The organism is Nocardia sp. NPDC059764 (assembly GCF_042732555.1).
Taxonomy (GTDB): Bacteria; Actinomycetota; Actinomycetes; order Mycobacteriales; family Mycobacteriaceae; genus Nocardia.
Genome location: NZ_JBHWHH010000136.1, coordinates 1 through 19,887, shown reverse-complemented (window position 1 = coordinate 19,887; position 19,887 = coordinate 1). Strand labels below are relative to the sequence as shown.

The 19,887-nt window shown below is 67.8% G+C and carries 26 protein-coding genes and 1 pseudogene; 17 read left to right on the top strand and 10 right to left on the bottom strand.

The features are described from left to right. Nucleotides 1–35 precede the first annotated feature (35 nt). Both ACFV4K_RS25745 and ACFV4K_RS25740 read right to left on the bottom strand, forming a co-directional pair. The gene (locus ACFV4K_RS25745; protein WP_379278323.1) at nucleotides 36–476 is read right to left on the bottom strand and encodes a hypothetical protein; all 441 of its coding nucleotides are present in this window, start codon (nucleotides 474–476) and stop codon (nucleotides 36–38) included. A 34-nt stretch (nucleotides 477–510) separates the two neighbouring features. After that, a complete protein-coding gene (locus tag ACFV4K_RS25740; protein WP_357286563.1) occupies nucleotides 511–1,014 on the bottom strand; it encodes a DUF2231 domain-containing protein in 504 nt (167 codons plus the stop codon). 100 nt (nucleotides 1,015–1,114) lie between these two features. Between ACFV4K_RS25740 and ACFV4K_RS25735 the strand changes: the two are divergent. Then, nucleotides 1,115–1,242: pseudogene (locus tag ACFV4K_RS25735) on the top strand (DNA alkylation repair protein); the annotation flags it as partial. Nucleotides 1,243–1,354: 112 nt separating this feature from the next. Here ACFV4K_RS25735 and ACFV4K_RS25730 read toward each other — a convergent pair. The 3 genes from ACFV4K_RS25730 to ACFV4K_RS25720 all read right to left on the bottom strand — a co-directional run bounded on the left by ACFV4K_RS25730 (nucleotide 1,355) and on the right by ACFV4K_RS25720 (nucleotide 3,582). Beyond that, nucleotides 1,355–1,498, bottom strand: coding sequence for a hypothetical protein (locus tag ACFV4K_RS25730; RefSeq protein WP_379278321.1), 144 nt, complete (start codon nucleotides 1,496–1,498; stop codon nucleotides 1,355–1,357). A 277-nt stretch (nucleotides 1,499–1,775) separates the two neighbouring features. Further along, a complete protein-coding gene (locus ACFV4K_RS25725; protein WP_379278320.1) occupies nucleotides 1,776–2,855 on the bottom strand; it encodes an alkaline phosphatase family protein in 1,080 nt (359 codons plus the stop codon). Nucleotides 2,856–2,934: 79 nt separating this feature from the next. Continuing rightward, on the bottom strand, nucleotides 2,935–3,582 hold the full coding sequence (locus ACFV4K_RS25720) for a TetR family transcriptional regulator (protein WP_379278318.1): 648 nt from the start codon (nucleotides 3,580–3,582) through the stop codon (nucleotides 2,935–2,937). 141 nt (nucleotides 3,583–3,723) lie between these two features. On the opposite strand from ACFV4K_RS25720, the gene ACFV4K_RS25715 reads away from it, so the two are divergent. From ACFV4K_RS25715 to ACFV4K_RS25690, 6 genes are read left to right on the top strand one after another with little or no spacing between them, the layout of a single operon-like run. Next, a complete protein-coding gene (locus tag ACFV4K_RS25715) occupies nucleotides 3,724–4,875 on the top strand; it encodes an acyl-CoA dehydrogenase family protein (protein ID WP_379278317.1) in 1,152 nt (383 codons plus the stop codon). 16 nt (nucleotides 4,876–4,891) lie between these two features. Continuing rightward, nucleotides 4,892–5,650, top strand: a complete 759-nt coding sequence (gene fabG / locus ACFV4K_RS25710) for a 3-oxoacyl-ACP reductase FabG (protein WP_379278315.1) — start codon at nucleotides 4,892–4,894, stop codon at nucleotides 5,648–5,650. 17 nt (nucleotides 5,651–5,667) lie between these two features. Next, nucleotides 5,668–6,825 carry an acyl-CoA dehydrogenase family protein gene (locus ACFV4K_RS25705; RefSeq protein WP_379278313.1) on the top strand — a complete coding sequence of 386 codons (1,158 nt, stop codon included), beginning with the start codon at nucleotides 5,668–5,670 and terminating at the stop codon, nucleotides 6,823–6,825. Next, nucleotides 6,826–7,209 (top strand): AMP-binding protein, encoded by a 384-nt coding sequence (locus ACFV4K_RS25700; protein WP_379278311.1) that lies wholly within the window; start codon nucleotides 6,826–6,828, stop codon nucleotides 7,207–7,209. It begins immediately after the preceding gene. After that, nucleotides 7,206–7,577, top strand: coding sequence for an AMP-binding protein (locus ACFV4K_RS25695; protein WP_379278309.1), 372 nt, complete (start codon nucleotides 7,206–7,208; stop codon nucleotides 7,575–7,577). The genes ACFV4K_RS25700 and ACFV4K_RS25695 overlap by 4 nt, the downstream gene beginning before the upstream one ends. Nucleotides 7,578–7,588: 11 nt before the next feature. Then, nucleotides 7,589–8,041 (top strand): MaoC family dehydratase, encoded by a 453-nt coding sequence (locus ACFV4K_RS25690; protein ID WP_379278307.1) that lies wholly within the window; start codon nucleotides 7,589–7,591, stop codon nucleotides 8,039–8,041. Nucleotides 8,042–8,105: 64 nt separating this feature from the next. Here the strand turns inward: ACFV4K_RS25690 and ACFV4K_RS25685 are convergent, their stop codons facing one another. Beyond that, nucleotides 8,106–8,882, bottom strand: a complete 777-nt coding sequence (locus ACFV4K_RS25685) for a YdcF family protein (protein WP_379278305.1) — start codon at nucleotides 8,880–8,882, stop codon at nucleotides 8,106–8,108. A gap of 348 nt (nucleotides 8,883–9,230) precedes the next feature. On the opposite strand from ACFV4K_RS25685, the gene ACFV4K_RS25680 reads away from it, so the two are divergent. The 3 genes from ACFV4K_RS25680 (at nucleotide 9,231) to ACFV4K_RS25670 (ending at nucleotide 10,972) form a co-directional block, all read left to right on the top strand. Continuing rightward, on the top strand, nucleotides 9,231–9,698 hold the full coding sequence (locus tag ACFV4K_RS25680; RefSeq protein ID WP_379278303.1) for a carboxymuconolactone decarboxylase family protein: 468 nt from the start codon (nucleotides 9,231–9,233) through the stop codon (nucleotides 9,696–9,698). Nucleotides 9,699–9,862: 164 nt separating this feature from the next. Next, a complete protein-coding gene (locus tag ACFV4K_RS25675; RefSeq protein WP_379278301.1) occupies nucleotides 9,863–10,429 on the top strand; it encodes an ATP-binding protein in 567 nt (188 codons plus the stop codon). A 6-nt stretch (nucleotides 10,430–10,435) separates the two neighbouring features. Further along, nucleotides 10,436–10,972: a DUF234 domain-containing protein gene (locus tag ACFV4K_RS25670; protein WP_379278299.1), complete on the top strand. Its 537-nt coding sequence runs from the start codon at nucleotides 10,436–10,438 to the stop codon at nucleotides 10,970–10,972. A 183-nt stretch (nucleotides 10,973–11,155) separates the two neighbouring features. On the opposite strand, the gene ACFV4K_RS25665 is transcribed toward ACFV4K_RS25670, so the two are convergent. Further along, the gene (locus ACFV4K_RS25665; protein ID WP_379278298.1) at nucleotides 11,156–12,007 is read right to left on the bottom strand and encodes an NAD(P)H-binding protein; all 852 of its coding nucleotides are present in this window, start codon (nucleotides 12,005–12,007) and stop codon (nucleotides 11,156–11,158) included. Between the two features lie 90 nt (nucleotides 12,008–12,097). Between ACFV4K_RS25665 and ACFV4K_RS25660 the strand changes: the two genes are divergently transcribed. Both ACFV4K_RS25660 and ACFV4K_RS25655 read left to right on the top strand, forming a co-directional pair. Next, entirely contained in the window at nucleotides 12,098–12,541 is a 444-nt protein-coding gene (locus ACFV4K_RS25660) for a MarR family winged helix-turn-helix transcriptional regulator (RefSeq protein ID WP_379278296.1), read from the top strand. Beyond that, nucleotides 12,538–12,813 carry an Lrp/AsnC family transcriptional regulator gene (locus ACFV4K_RS25655; RefSeq protein ID WP_213560441.1) on the top strand — a complete coding sequence of 92 codons (276 nt, stop codon included), beginning with the start codon at nucleotides 12,538–12,540 and terminating at the stop codon, nucleotides 12,811–12,813. The genes ACFV4K_RS25660 and ACFV4K_RS25655 overlap by 4 nt, the downstream gene beginning before the upstream one ends. Nucleotides 12,814–12,822: 9 nt before the next feature. Here ACFV4K_RS25655 and ACFV4K_RS25650 read toward each other — a convergent pair whose 3' ends face one another. Continuing rightward, nucleotides 12,823–13,134 (bottom strand): hypothetical protein, encoded by a 312-nt coding sequence (locus tag ACFV4K_RS25650; protein WP_379278294.1) that lies wholly within the window; start codon nucleotides 13,132–13,134, stop codon nucleotides 12,823–12,825. Between the two features lie 106 nt (nucleotides 13,135–13,240). On the opposite strand from ACFV4K_RS25650, the gene ACFV4K_RS25645 reads away from it, so the two are divergent. Continuing rightward, the gene (locus ACFV4K_RS25645) at nucleotides 13,241–13,780 is read left to right on the top strand and encodes a hypothetical protein (RefSeq protein WP_379278293.1); all 540 of its coding nucleotides are present in this window, start codon (nucleotides 13,241–13,243) and stop codon (nucleotides 13,778–13,780) included. On the opposite strand, the gene trpD is transcribed toward ACFV4K_RS25645, so the two are convergent. Both trpD and ACFV4K_RS25635 read right to left on the bottom strand, forming a co-directional pair. Then, nucleotides 13,777–14,832: an anthranilate phosphoribosyltransferase gene (gene trpD, locus ACFV4K_RS25640; protein ID WP_379278291.1), complete on the bottom strand. Its 1,056-nt coding sequence runs from the start codon at nucleotides 14,830–14,832 to the stop codon at nucleotides 13,777–13,779. The two genes, ACFV4K_RS25645 and trpD, sit on opposite strands and share 4 nt — an antisense overlap. A 113-nt stretch (nucleotides 14,833–14,945) precedes the next feature. Next, entirely contained in the window at nucleotides 14,946–15,353 is a 408-nt protein-coding gene (locus ACFV4K_RS25635; protein ID WP_357094938.1) for a hypothetical protein, read from the bottom strand. A 183-nt stretch (nucleotides 15,354–15,536) separates the two neighbouring features. On the opposite strand from ACFV4K_RS25635, the gene ACFV4K_RS25630 reads away from it, so the two are divergent. The 4 genes from ACFV4K_RS25630 to ACFV4K_RS25615 all read left to right on the top strand — a co-directional run bounded on the left by ACFV4K_RS25630 (nucleotide 15,537) and on the right by ACFV4K_RS25615 (nucleotide 19,857). Continuing rightward, a complete protein-coding gene (locus tag ACFV4K_RS25630; RefSeq protein WP_357286621.1) occupies nucleotides 15,537–16,148 on the top strand; it encodes a heme-copper oxidase subunit III in 612 nt (203 codons plus the stop codon). An 84-nt stretch (nucleotides 16,149–16,232) separates the two neighbouring features. Continuing rightward, nucleotides 16,233–17,093, top strand: coding sequence for a c-type cytochrome (locus ACFV4K_RS25625; RefSeq protein WP_379278290.1), 861 nt, complete (start codon nucleotides 16,233–16,235; stop codon nucleotides 17,091–17,093). Continuing rightward, nucleotides 17,090–18,238, top strand: a complete 1,149-nt coding sequence (locus tag ACFV4K_RS25620; protein ID WP_379278289.1) for a ubiquinol-cytochrome c reductase iron-sulfur subunit — start codon at nucleotides 17,090–17,092, stop codon at nucleotides 18,236–18,238. The genes ACFV4K_RS25625 and ACFV4K_RS25620 overlap by 4 nt, the downstream gene beginning before the upstream one ends. Then, nucleotides 18,235–19,857, top strand: coding sequence for a cytochrome bc complex cytochrome b subunit (locus tag ACFV4K_RS25615; protein WP_379278288.1), 1,623 nt, complete (start codon nucleotides 18,235–18,237; stop codon nucleotides 19,855–19,857). The genes ACFV4K_RS25620 and ACFV4K_RS25615 overlap by 4 nt, the downstream gene beginning before the upstream one ends. Nucleotides 19,858–19,887: the final 30 nt, after the last annotated feature.

Here is a 19,887-nt window from a genome sequence, read left to right as displayed (position 1 = left end):
GAGCTGAACTCAGCTCGGGGCCCGAATCGTTTCGCTCAACTCCCGACCCCCAGCGCGGTCAGCAGCACCAGGACGACGGTGATGACGGCCCACAAGCCGTGGCCGCCGACGACCAGCACAGGGAAGTGCCGTTCCGCCGGTCCCTCGTTCGTGAGCGATATCGGAGCCGGTTCCGCGGCGGCGGTGCGCGACTCCCGGTAGGTCGGGAGCCAGCGCAGCAGCATCACGAAGCCGAGCGCCGCCACCGGGACCAGGAACCCGAAGGCGACCCAGGCCAGGGCGTCGGAGTCGACGACGAGGTAGATGATCCACAGCACCAGTCCGATCACGGCCAGCAGGAAGTGGCCGAAGATGACGGGCGGGGGCAGGTGGCTGGTATGTGGTTCGCGTACACCGCCTTTGGCGATCCAGGTGCCGAGCAGGAAGAAGCCACCCGCTGCGGTGAGCAGCCAGGTGATCAGTGCCGCGATGGCCATGACGGACTCCTGACGAATGTGGAGGGATGGGGATTCAGCGGCGGAAACCCTCCGCCTGGGTGGACTCGTCGGCGACCCGGACGCCGTAGCGGTAGGCGAGCTTGCCGCCGAGATAGCCGGAGACCGACAAGGTCGCCAGCGCGACGAGCGACAACACCAGCGGGCCGATCGGCACCGCGCCGTCGGGCGTGCCGCGCCACCAGAAGTCCAGCGCGAACGCGACAGTCACCGCCAGATTCAGGCTCAGGTGCGTCAACCCGATGCGGAAGGCCGGGGTTCCGGCCGGAATGGCCAGGAAATCCAGGAACCCGACGGTCGCCGCGGCCAGTGCGCCCAGCACGCCGATGGCGATCAGCCACCGCGCGCCGTACGCCAGCGCGTCCGGATCCCCGGCCACGTGTGAGGCCAGGTCGAAGACCACGCTCGCCACCCACGCCCCGATGGGCACGGTGACCAGGATCGGATGGAACGGGTGGCCGTACGGCCCGGCCAGCGCCGCACTCACCGGACGCTTCGCTCGCTGTGGATCAGCGGTCATGACGCCTCCCAACCAGGTCGGACAGGACTACCTGCCGCATACCCGTTCCCGCTCGAAGATCACGATCGGCGCTCTCGTGGGTCGCGTGACCAGCACTTCCGTGCCCGCGCCGACCCTGACCGCGGCCCTGGCCGACCTGGCGGCCTCGGAAGACCCGAAGGTCCGCGCCGTCAACGAGCGACACGGCGACGACCAGGCGTCAACCTCACGAAACTGCGCACCCTCGCCAATCGAAGCCGAGATGAAGGCCGACACCGCCCAACCGCACTTCGCCGTTCGTGCCCATCTGGATCAACGAAATCGTGCGGCGGCAGCGGTGGTCGAACGGTTCGAGGCGGGGCTAGTCCATGGCTTTGCCGACGAACCAGAGGGTGAGGACAGCGCCCAGGGCGATGCCGGCGCCGTAGTGGCCGGGGGAGAGGGCGTAGGTGTAGGTGGATGCGGCGAGGATGACCGCGGCGGTGATGAAGAGCAGTCGCTTCACGTTTGGCTCCACAAGGCGGGATTCAACCGTATGAGGGGCGGGGGCCGGCGCACCATGGGATGGGCGGCGTGGTGGCGGTGGCGGGGCGCGCGGGGCCGAGTCGGGGGGAATTGGGCAGGGGAGCGATGAATTCGGGGCCGGGGTGCCGTCGGATCAGGTAAGCGCGCGAGACAATCGACTAACGCCGAGGCGGCGGGTCTCATCTCCTGAGCACCCACCGACGCGAAAGCCGGTCCCGGGAACCGAACCCGGGACCGGCTTCTCGACGTCGAGCAGCCTACTTGCCGTAGGAGCCACCGGCCGAGCCGCTGGCCACCAGGCACAGCGGGTTGTTGACCATCAGCATCTGCGCCGAACCCGACGACGAACCGGTGAGCCCGGAATCGAGGGCGGGCGTGTTCGGCGGGGTCGCGGCGGGATCGCCCGAACCGCCCAGCCGCATGGACCGGCCGTCGGAGTTCGGATCCGCCGGGGCGCCCAGCAGATCCAGCACCGTCGGGGTGATGTCGGCCAGCGCGTAGCCGTTGTTCTGGGCGCCCGCGGTGAAGTCGGGGCCGCGCGCGATCACGAAACTCGCTGTCTCGTAGGCGCTCTGACCGCCGTGCCCGCCCTCGGGCTTGTGGCCGTGATCGGTGGTCACCAGGATCGTCCAGCGCTCGTCGGCGTGCGTGCGGGCCCGGTCGTCCACCGCCTTGGTGATATTGCCGACCAGCGTGTCCACCCGGCCGATGGCGTCGCGGTAGGCCTGCGGCCAGACCCCGCGCAGCGTGTGGCCGACGATGTCGACCTGATCGAGGTGGGTGAAGGTGAAATCGGCGCCGTCGTCGGTGATCGAGGACACCACCTTCGACGCCGCGACCGAATCCGCCGTCGTCTCACAGACTCCCGCGCCCGTCGGGTCGACCTGCGTCACCGACACCTTGTCGGCCGCCGGGCTTCCGGTCCGCGCGATCATGCCGATCTTGTCCCAGGTGCCCAGCGACGCCGTCGCCAGACTCGGCTTGTAGCGCTCCAACTGCGTGAACACCGTCGGATACTGCGCGAAAGGCGTGGGGTTGCAGGTGGCGTCGTTGTCCTTGATGCCGTGCTTGGTGTCCCACACCCCGGTCAGCGCCGTCGCCCAGGAGACGCAGGACATGGTGGTGTGCGGGGCGATCGAGGTCCGGGCCAGGGTGCCCTGCGCGGCGAGCAGGCCCAGGTTCGGCGCGTTCGCCGCCTGTACCTCGCTCCACAGGGTGCCGTCGACGCCGATCACCACGACCTTGTTCACCACGGGAGCGGCCGTCGCCGGGGCGGCCGACGCCAGCGGGAGTGCGGCCAGCGCGACGGCGGCCACCCATGCACGAGTTCCAGACATGCGCGGCAGGTTAGCGGGGGTTCGGCACTTCCGCAGCAAATTCGGACAATTGACCAAAACTGGTCCGCTGAGTGGGCGACTACCGCCGCCGGCGCGCACGCTGCTTCTCGATGGCCTCGAACCGCAGTTGCAGACCGTCGGTGAAGGCCGACAGCGCCAATTCGAAACTCTCGGCATCGATTTCGTCGGCCTTGGCACGCAGCAGGTGCGCCTGCTCGAGATGCGGGTAGCGGTCCCGATACACCTGGACGTCGTCGACGAAGCCGCGCGAGAAGGAGCCCATGGTCGCGCCCATGACCAGATAGCGGGTGGCCGCGCCGATCATGGTGGCGTCGCGCGGCGGCCAGCCCGCGGCGACCAGGCCGCCGTGGACAGCGTCGGCGACGCGCAGGTTCTCGTCGCGAGTGCCGGGACCCGCCGCCAGGTAGGCGACGAAATTGGGGTGGCGGACCAGGGCGTCGCGATAGGAGTGGGCCCACTGGGTCAGGCCGACCCGCCAGCCCTGCTCGAACGCCGAGACGACGACACGGTCCATCAGGCCGCCGGCGATGTCGTCGAGGACGGCGTCCTTGGTGGGGTAGTGGGAGTAGAGCGAGGCTGCTTGCACCCCCAGTTCGGCGGCCAGCTTGCGCATGGAGAGCTCGCCGAGCCCGTCGCGGTCGATCAGGGTCAGGGCCGCGTCGCGAATGCGTTCGCGGCTCAGCAACGGCACTTTCGGCCTGGCCATCGGGCTCACCTCCTGCGGTCGATCGGGCCGGTGCGGCACCGGTGGATCTCGAACCTAACACCGTGTCCTTGATAACCGAACACTGTTAGGATAACTTCGAGCCATAAACCTAACAACGTTTGGTTAGGAGCTATCGCAACCATGGACTTCGAACTCGGCGAGTCGCAGCGCGAACTGCGCGAGCTGGCCCGCGCCTGGGTCGACAAAGAGGTCGTCCCGTACGCCGCCGACTGGGACCGGGCCGAATCGGTCGACACCGCCATCGTCGGCAAACTCGGCGACATGGGCTTCCTCGGCATCGAGATCCCCGAGGCGTACGGCGGCTCCAGCGGCACCGCCCTGGACTACTGCCTGCTGCTCGAGGAACTCGGCCGCGGTGACAGCTCGGTGCGCGGCATCGTGTCGGTGTCCCTGGGCCTGGTGTCGAAGTCGATCAAGACCTACGGGACCGAGGCACAGAAACGGGAATGGCTGCCGCGGCTGTGCGCCGGGCAGGCGCTGGGCTGCTTCGGGCTCACCGAACCCGGCACCGGCTCGGACGCGGGCAGCCTGATCACCAAAGCCGTTGCCGACGGCGACGATTGGTTGCTGTCCGGCACCAAGATCTTCATCACCAACGGCACCTGGGCCGATGTCGCCATCATCTTCGCGCGCACCGGCGGACCCGGCCCCAAGGGCGTGACCGCGTTCCTGGTGCCCACCGACGCACCCGGTTTCACCCGCACCGAGATCAAGGGCAAGCTCGGGCTGCGCGGCCAGGCCACCGCCGAACTGGTTCTCGACCAGGTCCGGGTGCCCGACGCCAACCGGCTCGGCGACCTCGGCCAAGGCTTCACGATCGCCATGGCCGCCCTCGACAAGGGCCGCATGGGCGTGGCCGCCGGATGCGTCGGCGTCGCGCGCGGCTGCCTCGAGGAATCGGTGAAATACGCCGGGCAGCGCGAGCAGTTCGGCAAGCCGATCGCCGCGTATCAGCTGGTCCAGGAACTCATCTCGGACATCGCCGTCGACGTGGAGGCGGCGCGGCTGCTCACCTGGCGGGTCGCGGACCTGGTGGAGAAGGGCAAGCCGTTCGGCACCGAGGCCTCGGTCGCCAAACTCTTCGCCAGCGAGGCCGCGGTGAAGGCCGCCAACAATGCCATCCAGGTGTTCGGCGGTTACGGCTACATCGACGAGTACCCGGTCGCGAAGTACCTGCGCGACGCGCGTGTCCTCACCCTCTACGAGGGCACCAGCCAGATCCAGAAACTGCTCATCGGCCGCGCCCTCACCGGCGTGAACGCCTTCAACTGACCACTCACCCAGGGAGATGCCCAAGATGTCGAAAGTCGCAGTCGTCACCGGCGCCGCCCGCGGAATCGGCGCGGGCACCGCGGCCCGCCTGGCCGCCGACGGATTCGCCGTCGCCATCGTCGATCTCGACGAAGCCGCCTGCAAGGACGCCGTGGACGCCATCGCCGCCGCGGGCGGGACCGCGATCGCGGTGGGCTGCAACGTCACCGACGAAGCCCAGGTCGCCGCCGCGTTCGAACGCATCGCCGCGGAACTGGGCTCGGTGGACGTGCTGGTCAACAACGCCGGCGTGCTGCGCGACAACCTGCTGTTCAAGATGTCGGTCGACGACTGGGATCTGGTCATGTCCGTGCACCTCAAGGGCGCCTTCCTGTGCACCCGCGAAGCGCAGAAGTACATGGTGAAGCAGAAGTCCGGCAAGATCGTGAACACCTCCAGCGTGTCCGCGCTCGGTGCCCGCGGGCAGGCCAACTACTCGGCCGCCAAGATGGGCATCCAGGGCCTGACCCGCACGCTGGCCATGGAATTGGGGCCGTTCGGCATCAACGTCAACGCCGTCGCGCCCGGATTCATCGTCACCGAGATGACCGACGCCACCGCCGCCCGCGTCGGCGTCTCACCCGAGGAATTCCGCGCCGAGGCCGCCAAGATCACCCCGCTGCGCCGTGTGGGTGAGCCCGCCGATATCGCCAACGTCGTGTCGTTCCTGGTCTCCGACGACGCCTCGTTCGTCACCGGGCAGACCATCTACGTCGACGGCGGCCGTCGCCTCTGATAACGAGAGAGATATCCATGCAGAGAACAGTTTTCGACAAAGACCACGACGCCTTCCGCGAGACCGTGCGCGCCTTCATCGAATCGGAGGTCGTGCCGGTCTACGAGGAGTGGTACGCCGCCGGGATCGCGCCCCGCGACTTCTATGACAAGCTGGGCGAACTCGGCGTCTTCGGCATCGAGGTGCCCGAGGAGTACGGCGGCGCGGGCATCGAATCGTTCAAGTTCCAGGCCATTCTGATGGAGGAGTGCGCGCGGGCGGCGGTGTCGTTCGGCGGGTCCGGGGTGCACGTCGGCCTGTGCCTGCCCTACATCAAGAACCTGGCCACCGCGGAGCAGAAGCAGCGCTGGCTGCCCGGGTTCGTCACCGGCGAGATCATGTTCGCCATCGCCATGACCGAACCCGGCACCGGCTCCGACCTCGCCGGAATGCGCACCACCGCAAAGCTTTCCGAGGACGGCACGCACTACGTGCTGAACGGGTCCAAGACCTTCATCACCGGTGGTGTGCTCGCCGACCGGGTGATCGTGTGCGCCCGCACCGCCGCGCCCGCCGAGAACGATCGCCGCCACGGCATCTCGCTGTTCGTGGTGGACACCACGTCCGCCGGGTACAGCGTCGGCCGCAAGCTCGACAAGCTGGGCCTGAAGGTCTCCGACACCGCCGAACTCAACTTCACCGATGTGCGCGTGCCGGTCGAGGATCTGCTCGGCGAGGAGCACAAGGGCTTCTCCTACCTCGGCCAGAACCTCCCGCAGGAGCGGCTGTCCATCGCCGTCGGCGCGTACGCGCAGGCCAAGTCCGCGATTCGGTTCGCCAAGGAATACACCCGGCAGCGCAATGTCTTCGGGCAGCCGGTCGCCAGCTTCCAGAACACCAAGTTCGAGCTCGCCGCCTGCCAGGCCGAGGTGGACGCCGCCGAAGCCGTGGTCGACCGCGCACTGGAAGCGCTCGACAGAGGCACCCTGACCGCCGCGGACGCCGCGTCGGCCAAGCTGTTCTGCACCGAGGTCGCCCACCGGGTCATCGACCGCTGCCTGCAGCTGCACGGCGGGTACGGGTTCATCAACGAGTACCCGGTCGCCCGCCTCTACGCCGACAACCGCGTCAACCGGATCTACGGCGGCACCAGCGAGGTCATGAAGATGATCATCGCGAAGGACATGGGGCTGTAGATGAACGCGACCCTGTCCCTGGCCGGCATCCTCGCCGAACCGGCGTGGCGGCGGCCCGACCATCTCGCCCTCATCGAGGGCGAACAGCGCATCACCTTCCGCGAACTGTGGCGGCAGGCGCGCGAACAGGCCGGGGCCCTCATCGAACTCGGGGTCCGGCCGGGGGACCGGGTCGCGCTCATGGGACCCAATACCGCGGACTTCCCGCGCGCGTGCTTCGCCATCCTGGCGGCGGGCGCGACCGTGGTGCCGGTGCATCTGCTGCTCACCGCCGACGAGGCCGCATATGTGCTGCGCGACAGCGGGGCCACGGTGATGGTGTGCCATCCGATGGTCGAGGCTGTCGGCAAGGAGGCGGCGAGCCGGGCCGGAATCCCTGCGTGAACCCGAAAGAGCTGTCCGGGGAACCGATCCCGGCGTTCGTGGCCCGCGGTCCGCTCGACACCGCCGTCGTGTTCTACACCAGCGGCACCACCGGCCGCCCCAAGGGCGCGGAACTCAGCCACCTCAATATGGTCATGTGCGCGACGGTCAACGCCTTCGACGCCAACGAGGTGAAACGCGAGGACATCGCGTTGGGCGCATTGCCGCTGTTCCATGTGTTCGGGCAGACCGTGTCCATGAACTCGCACTGGCGACTCGGCGCGACCCTGGTCCTGATGCCGAGATTCGATGCGGCACAGGCCATCGAGCTGCCGATGGGTCCGACGCACAAGATCCTCGAGCGCGAATTGAAGCAGCGATACCTCTGAAGGGCAGGACCATGATCGACTTCAGCGACTTCGACGCACTGCGGGCCGCCGCCGGAACCGAACTCGGCGTCAGCGACTGGATCACCGTCGACCAGCAGCGCATCGACACCTTCGCCGACGCCACCGACGACCACCAGTGGATCCACGTCGACGCCGCCCGCGCCGCCGCCGGACCCTACGGGCGCACCATCGCCCACGGGTTCCTCACCCTGTCGCTGGTGGTGCCGATGACCGGGCAGATCATGACCGTCAGCGCGGCGAACATGGCGATCAACTACGGGCTCGACAAGGTTCGCTTCATCAACCCGGTGCTGGTCGACAGCCGCATTCGCGGACGGCTCACCCTCGACACCGTCACCGACATTCCCGGCGGTGTGCAGGCCGTGCGCACCATGACCGTCGAGATCGAGGGCGCGGACAAGCCCGCCTGCATCGCCGAGAGCATCGCCCGGTACCTCGCCTGAGTCCATCGCACGCCGAAGGCCCGCCGATCGAATCGATCAGCGGGCCTTCGAGTTCCGTACCGGCCTACTTCGCGCCCGGACCGAACGGCTGCGCCGACAGCGGCGCGGAATCCGGGGTCAGGGTGGCCACCACCGAGATTCCGGCAGCCCGGAAATTCGTCAGCGCTCGCGCGATGTGATCGGCGGAGGTGATCAGGATCGCGGCGTGCGCACCGATGACATCCATCAGATGCGCCGAGAAGGCGGCGTTCTGGACCGTCGAGTTCGCCTTGGTCTCGGTGTGGATGCGATTGCGGTCGATGCCGCGCTCGACCAGCCAGTCGGCCATGGCATCGGCCTCGGTGACGCCGTTCTGCGGATTGCCGCCGGTCACGATGACCGGGGCTTGCGGCGACAGCAGCGCCGAGACGTAGCCGGCGGAGAGGCGGGCCATGAGCTCCGGGCGCATCTGGCCGTCGGGGAGCAGGCCGTAGCCGAGCACCACGATCGCGGTGTCGGGGGTGAACAGCGCGGGCAGATCCAGGCCCGGCAGATCCATGCCCGGAATATTGATGGACTTGACCGCGTCGAAGGACTCCGGCAGGTCCTGGGACAGGCCGAACACCGGATCGACCTGCGGCGGCCGGTCCGCCGAGTCGCCCGGTATTAGCCGGGTCTCCGAGGCGACCTGTTGCGGTGCCTCCCACTCGGCCGATGGCTGGGTGCCCGAGTCCGCGAGCGGCGGGGCGGGTGAGTCGGCGGGAGGCGGGTTCACCGCCTCGGCGTGCGCCGGGGTCGACACCGCCGCCAGGGCGACGACGGTCGCTCCGGGGAGCAGCGCCTGTAAGGTTTTGGTGCGCAAGGTGTTCGGTGTCTGCCGATGATGTCGGCCGGGCGGGGTGCGCCGCAGCTGCGGAACAACCCACTGCCATTGGCTCGCGGACGAGACGCGGCGGTGTCTGCCTGATTCGAGCATCGCAACCCCCTAGGTAGCCGAGATGTGACTACCGGTCGGTTCACAATCTACCGATCCATGATCGCGTGGGATCGCGCCGCGCGGAGGCGAATTGGTGAAATCCAGATTCACATTTCGCGCCAGACCCCTCTTTCCGGGGGTGACCGGGCTCACGCGCCAGGCGATGTCACACCCGTGCGGGCCACGTCGTCAACCTCATGAAGCCAACGAACACCCACCAGAAAAGAGAGAACGATGACCCGCTTCGCCCTGTACGAGAACGAGATCGCCGCCAAGTTCAGCAAGCGCATCGTCACCGCCGCCCGCGTCATCGACGACTCCAGCCTCCCGCACGCTACCCAGGAACTGGTCAAGATCCGCGCCTCGCAGATCAACAACTGCGGCATGTGCCTGGACATGCACACCAAGGACGCCGCCCACGCCGGCGAAACCCCCGTCCGCCTGGCCATGGTCGCGGCCTGGCGCGAATCCACCGTCTTCACCGACCCCGAGCGCGCCGCCCTCGCCCTCACCGAGGAAGGCACCCGCCTGGCCGACACCTCCACCGCCATCTCCGACGACACCTGGACCCAGGTCCGCAAGCACTACGACGACGACCAGATCGGCGCCCTGATCTCCCTCATCGCCACCATCAACGCCTGGAACCGCCTCAACGTCATCTCCGGGCAACTGGGCGGCGAATACACCCCCGGCCAGTGGTGACCACCGCCCCGCCGCGGAAATTCGATACCGATTTCCGCGGCGGGCGGTTACTGTCCTTGTCGCCACCGACGCCCTGGCGCGCAGGACGTGGGGTGGTCCAGCCGGTGTGATGGCAGAAGTCGCGGGTTCGAATCCCGCCACTATTGCGGACGCTCGCCGTTGCCTTGCCCGACGACGCACCCGGCATTGTGGTGATTGACGAGGTTCCCTGGTTGGTGGAGCGGGATGCCGAGTTCGAAGGCGCGCTGCAGACGGTGTGGGATCGGCACCTGTCGGCCAAGCCGGTCCTGCTGGTGCTGGTGGGCAGTGACATTTCGGTCATGGAGGCGCTGCAGTCACATGGCCGCCCCTTCTTCGGGCGGGCGGCGAAGATGACCGTCGCACCTCTGCATGTCGCCGACGTTCAGACAATGACGGGGCTGTCGGCGGCCGATGCGGTGGACGCGTTGCTGATCACCGGTGGATTCCCGGAGATCGTCCGCTCCTGGCGGCCGGGCATGAGCCGCCAGGACTTCTTGCGTGATGTTACGGCTAATCCGTTGTCCCCCTTGCTGGTCGCGGGGGAACTGACGTTGCTGGGTGAGTTTCCCGAGGCATCGCGTTCGCGAGCGGTGCTGGAGGCGATCGGTAGCGGCGAACGTACGTACAGTGCCATCGCATCCGTCTCGGGCGCCACCGGTACCTTGCCGGCCGGAACTCTCACGCCGCTGCTGAATACCTTGCAGGCCTAGCGGATTGTGGCCGCGGATCTGCCGCTGTCGACGAAACCGGACAGCAAGAACAAGCGCTACCGGATCGCCGATCCCTACCTGCGGTTCTGGTTGGCTTTTCTGGAGCGCGGAATTCCGCTCATCGAACGCGGTCGAGGAGATCTGGCGCTGGAACGTATCGAACGGTCCTGGACGACGTGGCGTGGCCGTGCGGTGGAACCGCTCATTCGGGAATCGTTGCTGCGCCTGCAGCCCGATGCCCCGTGGCCGGAAACCGAAGCGGTGGGTGGCTGGTGGAACCGGCAGAACAACCCGGAACTGGATTTGATCGGCGCCGACCGTGAACCCGTCGCGGGCGCAGTGCATTTCGTCGGATCGATCAAATGGCTCGAGTCCAAACCATTCGATCGCCACGATTACGATGCCCTCGCCCGCGGCGTACTCGCGGTTCCCGGCACCGAGTTCGATACGCCGTTGGTGGCGGTTTCGCGATCCGGTGTGGAGCGTGAGTTGCCGATCGCCGCGCACTGGGGACCTGAGGGCATAGTGCGCGCGTGGCAGTGAGGCGCGTCGGGCAGGGCGCCGGTGAGGGGATCACCATCGGCTCGAGCGTCGACGAATCCTATCTTGTGACCTCCACCCCCCACGAAGCATGGCCGGGTGGATGCCGTACGCGGTGCACCACGGCGGCTTGGTCGTGGCCGGATGCAATTGGGGCAGAACCACGACCTCGTGCTCCGGCTACCGTCAGTTGGTGAAGGCGGCGCGGTGTGCCTCGCACCAGGCCGCGAAGGTGCGCGGTGGGCGGCCGAGTAGTTGGGTGACCGTGTCGGTCCGGGCGTCGGCGCGATTTGCTCGGAGGAGGGCGAAGCCTTCGACGATGGCGGCGGCCAGGGCTGGGGGAGCGCCTTGGGGGTATCGGGCGGCGACCGCTTCCTCCGGGGTGGCGGTCTCGCGAATTTTGATGTCTCGGTTCAGGGTTCGGGCGAGGATTGCTACCTGCTCGGCGACGGTCAGGGGTTCGGGGCCGGTGAGGTGGTAGGACTGGCCGGTGTGGCCGGGGTTGGTCAGGCAGCGGGCTGCGACCTCGGCGATGTCGGCTGGGTCGATGGGGGCGAAACGGCCCGGGCCCGAGGGGTCGAGGATCGGGGTGCCGGAGCGGAGGTTGGGGATCCACTCGAGGGCGTTGGACATGTAGCCGCCGGGGCGGAGGATGGTGGCGGGAATTGCGGTGTCGCGCACCAGGTTCTCGCGGTCGCGGTGCCAGGTGCCCATGGCGGGGAGGGGGTCGATCAGGACGTGGGCCGAGGAGATGAGGACTATTCGCTGGACTTCTGCTCGCTCGGCGGCGCGTAGCAGGGTGCGGGTGTGGTCCAGGCCGATGCCGGGGACCAAGAGGAACAGGGCGGTGATGCCGGACATGGCGCGGTCGATGCTTGCCGGGTCGTCCAGGTCGCCGAGTGCGGCCTCGGCGCGGGCGGGCAAGGTCGCCGCGCGGGCCGGGTCTCGGACCAGGGCGCGGAAATCGGTGTCGTGGGAATCGAGGAATCGGGTGAGTTCGCGGCCGATGTTTCCGGTCGCTCCGGTCAGCAGTAGCATGAGATCTCCAGATCGTTAGCCGTCTAGTGAAAAACATTAGACGGCTAATGATTGAGCGTCAATGACCAACCGCACCCGTATGGAGGCTCCGTGACCGAGTTCCTGGATCTGCACGGCCGCACCTCGAAAGTGCTGCGGGCCTTGGCCGATCGCGATATGCGCCGCCTCGGGCTGCACCTGGGGCAGAACCACGTCCTGGCCGCGTTGTGGGAACAGGACGGACGGACGCCGGGGGAGTTGGCGGCCGCGTTGAACGTGACCACGCCGACGGTGGTGAAGATGGCCACCCGCATGGCCGCCGCCGGGCTGCTCACTCGCCGACGCGACGACAAGGACAATCGGCTGGTTCGGCTGTGGCTCACCGATCATGGTCGCGAGCTGCGGGAACCCGTCGAGGCGGAGCGGAAGGCGCTGTCGGACAAGGTCACCGCGGACCTCACCGCCGCCGAACGGGTGCACCTGATGTCCGCGCTGGGCAAGATCCACCGCGCCGCCGCCGACCTGCTCGGCGAACCACTAGAGTTGGGCACATGATTACCGCGATCGTGTTGATCTCCGCCGAACCGGATCGGATTCCGGAGACCGCGCAGGAACTGGCCGACATCAAGGGGGTGACCGAGGTCTATTCGTGCGCGGGGGATGTGGATCTGATCGCCAAGGTCCGGGTCCGCGACCACGAGGAGATCGCCGACGTCGTCACCGGGCACATCAACAAGACGCCCGGCGTGCTGCGCACCGCCACTCACATCGCGTTCAAGTCCTACTCGCGCGCGGACGTGGAAGCCGGATTCTCGATCGGCGAATAGCCGCCCGGATCAGCGGGTCAGCACCGACGCGCCCAGCGCCCGGCCGCTCTGACCCGGTTCGATCACGTGCGTGACACCGCCCTTGCAGCCGGGCAGCAGGTAGACGCTGGCCGGCAGCCCGGTCGCATTGGCGACGTGGAGCCGATGCGGCCAGTGGTGGACGGTCACGCAATCGGACGGCACGCCGTAGCTGCGGCCGTCCACCGACAGCGTGTCGGGATCGGTGGACCCGGCCCGGGCCGAGGGATGAGCGGCGCTCACCGAGACTCCGAGGCCCAGAAGCACGACCACCAGGCCGGGTAGCACCACCGCGTATCGCATAGCGGAACTTTAACGCCGCCGCGGACGGCCGAACGACCACGCGGCGCCGCGGGCCCCGAACTCCCAGGACACTCTGAGCAATCCGCCCAGGGAAAGGCAGGAACCCATGTTCGTGAAAGTCTGCGGACTGACCACCGAAGAACAGATCGACTGGGCCGTCGACCTCGGCTACACCGCCATCGGCGTGGTCGGTACCACCAAGAGCAAGCGGTACGTCGAACCCACGCGGGCCCGCGAACTCGCCGCCTACGCGCGCGGCCGGATCGAATCCTTCGTGGTCGCCTTCGACAAGAGCGAAGTCGACGAGGTGATCGACGACTTCGACATCATCCAGCTCTACCACTGGACCGACCTGCCGAACCTGGCCTACTGCTCGGCCGAGCGGCCCGAACCCGGCCAGAGCTGCCGGTACTTCTTCTACGACGCCAGCCACGGCTCCGGCGTCTTCGCCGCATTCCCCGACTGGCTCGAGCAAGCCCCCGGTCAGGTGGTGCTGGCGGGCGGCCTGACCCCCGACAATGTCGCCGAGGTCATCGCCACCCACCGGCCCTTCGGCGTCGACGTGTCCAGTTCCCTCGAAACCGCGCCCGGCATCAAGAGTTTCGATGCCATGCGCCGGTTCATCGAGGCCACGACAGCCGGCTAGTCCGCGCCGAGCTCGTTGGAAACGGTCACCCAGCGCTCCAGCAGCGCGGTGGCCGCACCCGAATCCACCGTCTCCGCCACCCGCTTCAGGGCCTCGGCCAGCTTGCCGTGCAGATCGGCGTGCACATCGTCGGCGGTCAGGTCGAACGCGACCAGCGCGGCCGCCGAGTTCAACAGCACCGCGTCACGCACCGGACCCGGCTCCCCGGCGAACATCGCGCGCGCGATCGCCGCGTTCATCACCGCGTCGCCGCCCTTCAGCGCCGACGGATCCACCCGCTCGATACCGAGAGTCGTTGGGTCGATGGTGGTTTCGTGCAGCTTGCCGCCCGCCACCACCCACACGTCGGAGGTGTCGGCGGTGGTGATCTCGTCCAGGCCGTCATTGCCGCGCACCACCAGGGCCGAGGCCCCGCGCTCGGCGAACACGCCCGCGATCACCGGCACCAGCTCCCGGAACGCACAGCCGATCAGGCCCGCGCCCGGCTGTGCCGGATTGGTCAGCGGGCCCAGGATATTGAAGACCGTCGGAATCCCGATCTCACCACGCGCCTGCGAGGCGAACCGCAGCGACGGATGGAACACCGGCGCGAAACAGAAACCGATCCCGGTCCGCCGCACACACTCCTCGACCGACTCCGGGCCCAGAGCGATCTTCACGCCCAGCGCCTCCAGCACATCCGCGCCGCCGCTCTTGGAGGAGGCCGCGCGATTGCCGTGCTTGATCACCGGAACCCCGGAGGCCGCCACCACGATCGAGGACATGGTGGAGATGTTCACGCTGCCCGAACGGTCGCCGCCGGTGCCGACGATGTCCACCGCCGCGCCGTTGTAGCGCACCCGGCGCGCGTGCGCGAGCATGCCCCCGGCCAGACCGTTCAACTCCGACGGGGTCGGGCCCTTCATCTTCAGGGCCACACCGAAGGCGGCGATCTGCGCCGAGGTGGCGTTATCGGTGAAGATCTCGTTCATCGCCCACGCGGCCTCGTCCGAGGACAGGTCGTTGCCGTCGGTGAGGATGCCGAGAACTTCTCGCCAGCTGCGCGCGCTCATTGCCTTCTCTTCCCGTTGCCGGATGCCCGGACACCAGTGTGGTTCGGAGGCAAGCCTAGTGCCGAGAACCCGACTCCCGGGACTCTCAGGGTGCGTCGCCTCCGAACCCCCGACTATCGGGGCCGCTCGGCGGGTTGCAGGGCGTCCCAGCCCAGAGCGTCGCCGTCGTGACGCTGGGCCAGGCCCGCCATCCGGGAACGCTCCTGGGAGCAGTGCACGGCGTCGAGGATCTGCACGCGCTGCAAGACCAGCTTCGCGGGGTCCGCGGCGGAGACCGAGGCGGTTTCATAGCCGCCCTGCGCGGCAATGACTTGCACCGCATTCACCTGGGCCGCGGGCAGGCGCAAATGATGCCTGAGCACCACCGGCTGATCCGCCGTCCAGTCCAAGGCCTTGCCGAGGGCCGCCGAGCACGCCTCGGCGTCATCGAAACTCGATGCCACCACCACCAGATCCGGGCGCGCCGGATCCAGTTGTGTTGCGCCGCCGCGCCCTCGCCACCGCCGCCACCACGACTTCACGTCGACTCCCTCTCGCGGGCCCGGAAACAGGCCTCAGCTTCCTCTTACCTGCGCAATCTAGGCTCTGCGGGGACACGCCGGGAACCCGGCGAGAGCCACGCTCGCCCTGGGCTTTCCGACACGTACGACAAAGTTTCGTACCCGCCTACGCCTGTCGTACTACGACAAGTCATACTTACCGGCGTGACGACCGCAGTAGGGACCCCAGGATCGGCCATTACCCAGCGTGTGCATTCGCTGAACCGGCCCAACATGGTCAGCGTCGGTACCATCATCTGGCTGTCGAGCGAGCTGATGTTCTTCGCCGGCCTGTTCGCCATGTACTTCGTTGCTCGTGCCCAGGCACACGGCGTCTGGCCGCCGGAGCCGACCGAGCTGAACCTGAAGCTGGCCGTGCCGGTGACCACGGTGCTGGTGCTGTCCTCCTTCACCTGCCAGATGGGCGTTTTCGCCGCGGAGAAGGGCGACGTGTTCGGCCTGCGCCGCTGGTACCTGCTCACCTTCATCATGGGCGCGTTCTTCGTGGCCGGCCAGGGGTACGAGTACACCAACCTCGTGCACGAGGGCACCACGATCTCCAGCTCCGTGTACGGCTCGGTGTTCTACATCACCACCGGCTTCCACGGTCTGCACGTCATCGGCGGTCTCATCGCGTTCATCTTCCTGCTGGTGCGCACCAAGCTCAGCAAGTTCACCCCGGCGCAGGCCACCGCGGCGATCGTCGTGTCGTACTACTGGCACTTCGTCGACATCGTCTGGATCGGCCTCTTCGCGACGATCTACTTCGTCCGCTAACACCGGACGCGTCGAAACACACAGCCCCGTTTCGGCAACCCCAAACTTGTACAAGTCGGTTCCGTCTACTCCAAAGGGACACAGATGAGTTCATCTCCCCCGTCAGCGCCAGATCCCGAGGGGATCGGCCAGGCCACCAAGACCCGCAAACAGCGCCGCATTCGCCGGAAGCTGGCCGGCGGGCTGGTCCTCCTGATGGGCCTCGTCGGAGCCGGCTTCGCGGCATCGGCCCTGACCCCGCAGGCTCAGGTGGCGACCGCGCACGAGGATCAGTCCGCGCTGATCCGCGAGGGCAAGCAGATCTACGACACCTCCTGCGTCACCTGCCACGGTGTCAACCTGCAGGGTGTCCCGGATCGCGGCCCCAGCCTGATCGGCGTCGGTGAGGCCGCGGTCTACTTCCAGGTCTCCTCCGGCCGCATGCCCGCCGCCCGCAACGAGGCGCAGATCGTGCGCAAGCCGGCGAAGTTCGACGCGCACCAGACCGACGCGATCAGCGCCTACGTCCAGGCCAACGGCGGCGGCCCCACCGTCGTGCGCGACGCCAACGGCGAGATCGCGCAGGAATCCCTCATCGAGGGCCGCGACCTCGGCCGCGGTGGCGAGCTGTTCCGCCTGAACTGCGCCTCCTGCCACAACTTCACCGGCAAGGGCGGCGCGCTGTCCTCCGGCAAGTTCGCGCCCCCGCTGGAAGAAGCCAGCGAGCAGCAGATCTACCTGGCCATGCTGACCGGCCCGCAGAACATGCCCAAGTTCTCCGACCGGCAGCTGACGCCGGACGAGAAGAAGGACATCGTCGCGTACATCAAGGACCGCATGGAGACCAAGTCCGAGGGCGGCTACGGCCTCGGTGGCTTCGGTCCCGCGACCGAGGGCCTGGCGATCTGGGTCGTCGGCATCGTGGCCCTGGTCGGCTCCGCGATGTGGATCGGTTCCCGGTCATGAGTGAACAGGAGCGAAACAGCATGGGGGACAACCCCACCGAACCCACCGACGAGCAGCTCGACGCCATGTCGCGGGACGAGCTGGTCAAGCTCGGCACCGAGCTCGACGGCGTCGACGTCGCCTACCGCGCCCCCCGCTGGCCGGTCGAGGGCACCCGGGCCGAGAAGCGCGCCGAGCGTCGCGTGGCCCTGTGGTTCGGCATCTCCGCGCTCGCGGGTGCCGCTCTGATCGGCGTCTTCCTGTTCTGGCCCTGGGAGTACAAGGGCCGCAACCAGGACGGCAACGGGATGTACACCCTCACCACCCCGCTCTACGGCCTCACCCTCGGCATCGCCGTGCTGGCCGTCGGTGTGGCGATCGTGCTGATCCGCAAGCACTTCATCCCCGCCGAGATCTCCATCCAGGACCGCCACGACGGCCCGTCCTCGGAGGTCAACCGGCGCACCCTGGTCGCGCAGCTGCAGGACGCCGCCGAAACCTCCACCCTGGGCCGCCGCAAGCTCATCACCCGCACCGCGGGCCTGGGCGCGGGCCTGGTAGGTGTCGGCGCGCTGTTCCTGTTCGTCGGCGGCATGATCAAGAACCCGTGGGCCAAGCGCGACAAGGCTCCGCTGTGGGTCTCGGGCTGGACCCCGGACTACCCCGGCGAGACCGTCTTCCTGCGCCGCGACACCGGCCGCCCCGAGGACATCGTCCTGGTCAAGCCGGAGGACCTCGACGGCGGCGCCATGGAAACCGTCTTCCCCTGGAAGGAATCCTGGCGCGGAGACGAGCACGCGACCCTGCAGTCGCTGCGCGGCATCCGCAACGCGGTCATGCTGATCCGTCTGCGCCCGCACGACGCCCAGACCGCGATCAAGCGCAAGGGCCAGGAGAGCTTCAACTACGGCGACTACTTCGCCTACTCGAAGATCTGCACTCACCTCGGCTGCCCCACCTCGCTGTTCGAGCAGCAGACCAACCGGATCCTGTGCCCCTGCCACCAGTCGCAGTTCTCCGCGACCGAGTGGGGTAAGCCGGTCTTCGGTCCCGCCGCCCGCGCGTTGCCGCAGCTGCCGATCACCGTCAATGCCGATGGCTACCTGGTCGCCGCCGGCGACTTCATCGAGCCGCTCGGCCCGGCCTTCTGGGAGCGTCGTTCATGAGCCCTAGCAAAGCGGCCGTCCAGGCCAACGAAATGGACGAGCGCTACCACATGGCTGCGTTCGCCAAGCGATCGATCAACAAGGTCTTCCCGACTCACTGGTCGTTCCTGCTCGGTGAGATCGCGCTGTACGCGTTCATCATCCTGCTGCTGTCGGGTATCTACCTGACGCTGTACTTCGACCCGTCCATGAGCGAGACCGTCTACCAGGGCGCCTACCAGCCCCTGCGCGGTGTCACCATGTCGCGGGCCTACGAGACCGCGCTGAACATCTCCTTCGAGGTGCGCGGCGGTCTGTTCGTGCGCCAGGTGCACCACTGGGCGGCGCTGCTGTTCGCGGCGTCGATCATCATCCACCTGTTCCGCATCTTCTTCACCGGCGCGTTCCGCAAGCCGCGTGAGGCCAACTGGGTGATCGGCTCGCTGCTGCTCATCCTGGCCATGTTCGAGGGCTTCTTCGGCTACTCGATCCCCGACGACCTGCTGTCGGGCACCGGTCTGCGCGCCGCCTTCGGTGGTATCACCATGGGTGTGCCGGTCATCGGCACCTGGATGCACTGGCTGATCTTCGCCGGCGACTTCCCGGGCACCATCATCATCCCGCGCCTCTACATCGCGCACGTGCTGCTGCTGCCGGGCATCATCCTGGCGCTCATCGCCGCGCACGTCGCGCTGGTCTGGTACCAGAAGCACACCCAGTTCCCCGGACCGGGCCGCACCGAGAAGAACGTCGTCGGCGCCCGCATCATCCCGGTGTTCGCCGCCGACCAGGGCGCGTTCTTCGCGCTCACCCTCGGCATCGTCGCGATCATGGGTGGCGTCTTCCAGATCAACCCGATCTGGAACCTGGGTCCCTACAACCCGTCTCAGGTCTCCGCGGGTTCGCAGCCGGACTTCTACATGATGTGGACCGACGGCATGGCGCGTCTCATGCCGCCGTGGGAGCTGTACCTGGGCCGCTACACGGTCCCGGCGCCGTTCTGGGTCGCCCTGATCATGGGTCTGGTGTTCACCGTGCTGATCGCCTACCCGTGGATCGAGAAGCGCCTCACCGGCGACACGGCTCGCCACAACCTGCTGCAGCGTCCGCGCGACGTGCCGGTCCGCACCGCCATCGGCGCCATGGCCATCGCGTTCTACATGGTGCTGACCCTGGCGTGTGTCAACGACATCCTGTCGCTGAAGTTCGACATCTCGCTGAACGCCACCACCTGGTTCTTCCGGATCGCGCTGCTGCTGGCCCCGCCGCTGGCGTACTTCGTGGCCTACCGCTTCTGCATCGGTCTGCAGCGGTCCGACCGCGCGGTGCTCGAGCACGGCATCGAGACCGGTGTCATCAAGCGGCTGCCGCACGGTGAGTACATCGAGGTCCACCAGCCCCTGGGCCCGGTCGACTCGCACGGCCACCCGATCCCGCTGGAGTACCAGGGCGCCCCGGTGCCCAAGAAGATGGTCAAGCTCGGTTCCGCCGGCAAGCCCGGCACCGGCTCGTTCATGCGCGCCGACCCCGCGTCGGAGCAGGCGGAGAACGTCGCCATCGCCCATGAGGAAGAGCACAAGATGCTCGCCGTGCTGGAAGCGGCCCAGAACGCCGCCTCCGGCAAGCAGACCGATCACTGATCGGATCGTCACCAGGGAAGGCCCCGAGTC

Excerpts from the sequence above, each read along its gene's own strand:
- ACFV4K_RS25745 (WP_379278323.1), bottom strand. The coding sequence starts at position 476 with ATGGCCATCGCGGCACTGATCACCTGGCTGCTCACCGCAGCGGGTGGC.
- ACFV4K_RS25740 (WP_357286563.1), bottom strand. The coding sequence starts at position 1,014 with ATGACCGCTGATCCACAGCGAGCGAAGCGTCCGGTGAGTGCGGCGCTG.
- ACFV4K_RS25725 (WP_379278320.1), bottom strand. The coding sequence starts at position 2,855 with ATGTCTGGAACTCGTGCATGGGTGGCCGCCGTCGCGCTGGCCGCACTC.
- ACFV4K_RS25720 (WP_379278318.1), bottom strand. The coding sequence starts at position 3,582 with ATGGCCAGGCCGAAAGTGCCGTTGCTGAGCCGCGAACGCATTCGCGAC.
- ACFV4K_RS25715 (WP_379278317.1), top strand. The coding sequence starts at position 3,724 with ATGGACTTCGAACTCGGCGAGTCGCAGCGCGAACTGCGCGAGCTGGCC.
- fabG (WP_379278315.1), top strand. The coding sequence starts at position 4,892 with ATGCCCAAGATGTCGAAAGTCGCAGTCGTCACCGGCGCCGCCCGCGGA.
- ACFV4K_RS25705 (WP_379278313.1), top strand. The coding sequence starts at position 5,668 with ATGCAGAGAACAGTTTTCGACAAAGACCACGACGCCTTCCGCGAGACC.
- ACFV4K_RS25700 (WP_379278311.1), top strand. The coding sequence starts at position 6,826 with ATGAACGCGACCCTGTCCCTGGCCGGCATCCTCGCCGAACCGGCGTGG.
- ACFV4K_RS25690 (WP_379278307.1), top strand. The coding sequence starts at position 7,589 with ATGATCGACTTCAGCGACTTCGACGCACTGCGGGCCGCCGCCGGAACC.
- ACFV4K_RS25680 (WP_379278303.1), top strand. The coding sequence starts at position 9,231 with ATGACCCGCTTCGCCCTGTACGAGAACGAGATCGCCGCCAAGTTCAGC.
- ACFV4K_RS25665 (WP_379278298.1), bottom strand. The coding sequence starts at position 12,007 with ATGCTACTGCTGACCGGAGCGACCGGAAACATCGGCCGCGAACTCACC.
- ACFV4K_RS25655 (WP_213560441.1), top strand. The coding sequence starts at position 12,538 with ATGATTACCGCGATCGTGTTGATCTCCGCCGAACCGGATCGGATTCCG.
- ACFV4K_RS25650 (WP_379278294.1), bottom strand. The coding sequence starts at position 13,134 with ATGCGATACGCGGTGGTGCTACCCGGCCTGGTGGTCGTGCTTCTGGGC.
- ACFV4K_RS25645 (WP_379278293.1), top strand. The coding sequence starts at position 13,241 with ATGTTCGTGAAAGTCTGCGGACTGACCACCGAAGAACAGATCGACTGG.
- trpD (WP_379278291.1), bottom strand. The coding sequence starts at position 14,832 with ATGAGCGCGCGCAGCTGGCGAGAAGTTCTCGGCATCCTCACCGACGGC.
- ACFV4K_RS25625 (WP_379278290.1), top strand. The coding sequence starts at position 16,233 with ATGAGTTCATCTCCCCCGTCAGCGCCAGATCCCGAGGGGATCGGCCAG.
- ACFV4K_RS25620 (WP_379278289.1), top strand. The coding sequence starts at position 17,090 with ATGAGTGAACAGGAGCGAAACAGCATGGGGGACAACCCCACCGAACCC.
- ACFV4K_RS25615 (WP_379278288.1), top strand. The coding sequence starts at position 18,235 with ATGAGCCCTAGCAAAGCGGCCGTCCAGGCCAACGAAATGGACGAGCGC.